The following is a 4,057-nucleotide window of genomic DNA, read 5'->3' on the forward strand; positions in this document are numbered from 1 at the left end:
AGGTTGGCGAGGCGGGGCGTGGGTTCGCGGTGGTGGCCGATGAAGTGCGCAGCCTGGCGCAACGCACGGCGGCGTCGATCATCGAGATCAACCAGATTATCCAGGCCGTGCAAACCGGCGCAGTCGATGCGGCCGAGGCGATTGTCACGGGCCAGTCGTGCAGCGATGACAGCGTGGAAAAAGTCACCCAGGCCGGCGCGATGCTCGCTCACATCACCCAGGCTATTGAAGCGATTCGCGACATGAATCGCCAGATCGCCACGGCGGCCGAGGAGCAGACGTCGGTGGCCGAGGATATTTCGCGCAATATCACCCAGATCACCACCGTGGCCACCGCCAACCTCGACAACGTGAAGCGCACCGAAGCGGCGAGCCAGAATCTGCGTGGTTTGTCCGGCGAGTTGAACGAGGTGACGGCGCGACTGGGCGCTTGATCAGGCGGCCATAAAAAAACGCGCCACCCAAAGGTGGCGCGTTTTTTCAGGTTTTTACTCAGGTGTCTTGTTTGTCTTCCAGCACGGTGCCGGTCTTGGCGTCGAGTTTCACTTCAAAGCGCTTGCCGGCGGTGTCGGTCAGTTCAACTTCGTAGACCAGCACGCCGCTGTTGTTGTGGTCCAGCTCGGTGTCGGTAATCTTGGCACCTGCGTGTTTGGCCACAGCGGCGGCGTTGAGTTTCTCGAAAGGCATTACGGCACCGGACTTGAGCAGACCTTCGATATGATCCGGGCGGACATCGGCCTGGGCCAGGCCGGCGGTCAGGGTCAGGGCAGTCGCGGCGAACAGAGCGGTCAAGGTTTTCATGGTGTGTATCCTTTTTTGGTGAGCTGTTTAAGTGGCGCCAGATTAACCAGCGCAACTTAATTCATCCTTAATGGCACACTGACTTATTCAGTACTTATGGTCGTTCAGCAAATCCTGCACGCTGGACGACGGCCAGCGCTTGTAGAACTTCAGCAGTTCGGCGGCGCGGTTGGTGAAGATGCCGTCGACGCCGTTTTTCATCACTTTCTCGAAGTCCACGGGTTCATCCACGGTGTAGACGTGTACCAGCAGGCCCTTGTCGTGGGTCAGCGTGTTCATTTCAGGCTTCACCAGGTCGGTGTAGCTCTGGTCGCCGTGGGCGGTCAGCTCCGCCGACGGGCCGGTGCCGATGGCGCCGAGGCTCTTGGCTTCGTCGACCCATTTTTCGAACTCGGCGGCGTCTTTCGGCGCTTGCTTGGCGTAGTAAGCCGCCTTGGTCGGTTCGCCGGATTCGGCGAAGGCTTGCTTGGATTTCGGCTCGATGCTGCCTTCACCTACCCACAGCAGCAGGATTTTCGGGGTGTTCGGCATCTCTTTCTGCAGCTCTTTCAGGCTGGCCGTTTCGAAGGTTTGCAGCACCACGCGGCCCTTGCCCTGGCCGACACCGGTGTTGCTCTTGCCCAGTTTGGAGCCGGCGGAGCTCAACCAGCCTTTATCCAGCAGCTTGTTTTTGAGGTCGGCTTCGATGCCCGGGAATTGCTTGGGCTCTTTGGTTTCGATGTACAAGCCCGGTTTGTGCTGCGGGTTGCCTTCGGCGATCTTGATGATGTCGTCCAGGCTGAGGATCTTCAGGCCGACGAAGCCGGGGCGTGCGCGGTCCGGGTAGGCGGCGTTGAACCAACTGCCGGCGTCGAGGGTTTGCAGTTCTTTCCAGGTGAACTCGTTGGCCGGGGCGTCTTTGCGCTCGGGGAACTTGGTGGCCACGTCGGTGGTGCGTTGCAGGTTGTTGTCGTGCAGGGCGAACAGTACGCCGTCCTTGCTGCGCTGCAGGTCCAACTCCAGGTAGTCGGCGCCCAGGTCGCGTGCGACCTTGTAGGCGGCAGCGGTGGACTCAGGGGCGTCGTAGGACGCACCACGGTGGGCGATCACGGCAGGGTAGGGAATGCCTTCGTTAGTTGCCAATTCAGCCGGGCTGATCGGGTCGGCAGCCTGCGCCTGGCCAAGGCCGAGCATCAGGGCGAGCAGCAAGGCGCTCCCTATAGTGGCGGGCACCGGGCCGTTGGTAAACGTGACAGGCATATGCGGAGTCCTTTCGTGGAGATAGCTTTGAGAAGGCCTCCTTTTTAACAATTGATAACGAAAGGCGCTATCACCAAACCGACATTAACGTGCGCACGCGCCAATTTTCTGGGTTTTTTTGCGCGGCTTTGCAGTACTCTTGCCGCAAACCGCCCCGTAAGAGGGCAGTACTTTCCGCCACGCGTGTAAACCATCTTTCCAGTCCCTGTGGGACTTTTCAGTGAGGTTTACCATGCGCATCACCTCCGAGCTTATCTGCCAGGCCGCCGACCAGCTTCACGGTTTTGTCGGCCTCAACCGCAAGACCGGCCAGTACATCGTGCGTTTCAGCGAAGACTCCTTCGGCATGGACGTGGCCGATGACGGCATCATCCCCACTGCCGAATTTGTCTGGCTACCGGCCCCCGAGCACGCCATGACGTTGTCCCGTGAGCGTCTGCAATTGCTGCTTGATCAGAACATCGACGACCGCATCAACATCACCGAGCCGCTGCGTGTGTACATGCGGCGGGTGGAGATCCCGCAGATCAGTGCGTTGCGCAGCCTCGTCAGCTAGCCCGACAGCCTGTGTCTCGTCGCTGAGGATCACCTGTGCGGGGGCTTGCGGCCGCCTCTCAATGCTGGAATGCGTAGGCGCGCTCGACCTTGCACACGCGAGTGTGAAACGCCGAGTACCAGGTGGAACGCCCCTGCTCGCGTACCGCCCGATGCTCGGCCTGCTGTTTCCAGGCGAGGATGTCGGCCTCGCTGCGCCAGTACGATACGGTGATCCCCACGCCATCCTCCCGCGCCGATTCAACCCCGAGGAAGCCCGGTTGCTCACGCGCCAGTTCCAGCATGCGCGTGGCCGCCTCGCCGTAACCGTGGTCACCGGCGGTGCGCAGTGAGCTGAAAATCACCGCGTAGTAAGGCGGGGCGGGGGTGCGGGCAATCATACCGAGGTCTCCTGGCAGGCCTTGAGCAGGGCAATCGCCAGCGGCGGTGTGACGCCCTGGAGCGCGGCGCGTTCGGGCTGGAACAGGGTGGCGACGAAGAACGGATGGTCCAGCAGCTCCACGGCGCGCAGGTCGCCGGCCGAGTCGTGGCCGCTGGGGATAAGAGCGCCTTCCAGCAGCGCGCTGGCGAAGTCGGGATTGATGCCGTAGCGGCAGCGATAGCCTTCATGAATATCAAGTGTGCCGTAGGCGTCGGCGATACGGGTGTAGGCGGCTAGGCGCACGGTGCCGGTGGCCTCCACCAGAGCGCAACTCAGTGGTGCGATCACTGCACGTTGGGCATTCGGGACCAACTCGCCGTGTTCGGCATCGGCCCAGCCCAACACATTGCGGGCATATTCCAGCACCGCGTGTTGAAAGCCGCCGCAGGTACCGAGGAAAGGGCGCCGCTGTTCGCGGGCAAAACGGATCGCGTGCAGTGCGCCGTCGGTGTCGCGGTACGGGCTGGCGGGCACGCACCAAAAACCATCGAAACCTTGTAGTTCGGAGGTGGCGCTGAGGGTGTCGGTTTCCAGCCATTGGAGGTGAACCGTCAGGCCCAAGGCGTCGGCGGCCTGTTGCAGCGCCACGGGAATGGCTTGGTGCGCAATCACATCGGGGTTGTAATCGCCGATCAGGGCGAGGTGCAGCGTGGTGGCTTTCATTTGAGGCTTCCCCTGGCTTGTCGTGTCCTGGTGCGCACTATAGATTGGCGTTCACGCAATCAATATTGGCGTTTACCCACATGTTCAATGCAGCAACGCACTATCAGATTGATTACCCCGACTTGTCGCTGATCCTCGCCCTGGTGCGCGGCGGCAGCCTGGCACGGGCGGCGGCGTTGTTGCGGGTGGATGTGTCGACGGTGTTCCGCGCCGTGCGGCGGCTGGAGGCTGCGCTGGGCCAGACGTTGTTTGAAAAAAGCCGCGCCAGCACCACCATCAAGGTGAAGCGGAACAGCCCGACCCCGCCGAGGAACAGCATCGCTGCGGCGGCGCCCATCATCACGACGGTGGCCCCGAAGTCGGGTTCCATCAGCAACA

The 4,057-nt window shown here is 61.7% G+C and carries 7 protein-coding genes; 3 read left to right on the forward strand and 4 right to left on the reverse strand.

All coding sequences use genetic code 11. The features are described from left to right. On the forward strand, positions 1-434 hold a 434-nt coding region (locus L9Z73_RS26580; protein WP_247407523.1), incomplete at its 5' end, for a methyl-accepting chemotaxis protein. A gap of 58 nt (positions 435-492) precedes the next feature. On the opposite strand, the gene L9Z73_RS26585 is transcribed toward L9Z73_RS26580, so the two are convergent. Both L9Z73_RS26585 and L9Z73_RS26590 read right to left on the reverse strand, forming a co-directional pair. After that, a complete protein-coding gene (locus L9Z73_RS26585; RefSeq protein WP_247407525.1) occupies positions 493-801 on the reverse strand; it encodes a PepSY domain-containing protein in 309 nt (102 codons plus the stop codon). Positions 802-888: 87 nt separating this feature from the next. Then, on the reverse strand, positions 889-2,040 hold the full coding sequence (locus L9Z73_RS26590; RefSeq protein ID WP_247407527.1) for a glycerophosphodiester phosphodiesterase family protein: 1,152 nt from the start codon (positions 2,038-2,040) through the stop codon (positions 889-891). Positions 2,041-2,272: 232 nt separating this feature from the next. On the opposite strand from L9Z73_RS26590, the gene L9Z73_RS26595 reads away from it, so the two are divergent. Beyond that, on the forward strand, positions 2,273-2,596 hold the full coding sequence (locus L9Z73_RS26595) for a DUF2025 family protein (RefSeq protein WP_247407529.1): 324 nt from the start codon (positions 2,273-2,275) through the stop codon (positions 2,594-2,596). A 58-nt stretch (positions 2,597-2,654) separates the two neighbouring features. Here the strand turns inward: L9Z73_RS26595 and L9Z73_RS26600 are convergent, their stop codons facing one another. Further along, complete coding sequence (locus L9Z73_RS26600; RefSeq protein ID WP_247407531.1) at positions 2,655-2,975, reverse strand: antibiotic biosynthesis monooxygenase family protein; 321 nt, start codon at positions 2,973-2,975, stop codon at positions 2,655-2,657. Then, entirely contained in the window at positions 2,972-3,679 is a 708-nt protein-coding gene (locus L9Z73_RS26605; protein ID WP_247407533.1) for a CTP synthase C-terminal region-related (seleno)protein, read from the reverse strand. The genes L9Z73_RS26600 and L9Z73_RS26605 overlap by 4 nt, the downstream gene beginning before the upstream one ends. Positions 3,680-3,759: 80 nt before the next feature. Between L9Z73_RS26605 and L9Z73_RS31240 the strand changes: the two genes are divergently transcribed. Next, positions 3,760-4,057, forward strand: a 298-nt coding sequence (locus L9Z73_RS31240; protein ID WP_430624317.1) for a helix-turn-helix domain-containing protein, incomplete at its 3' end; no start/stop codon positions are given.

The organism is Pseudomonas emilianonis (genome assembly GCF_023072625.1).
Taxonomy (GTDB): domain Bacteria; phylum Pseudomonadota; class Gammaproteobacteria; order Pseudomonadales; family Pseudomonadaceae; genus Aquipseudomonas; species Aquipseudomonas paraveronii.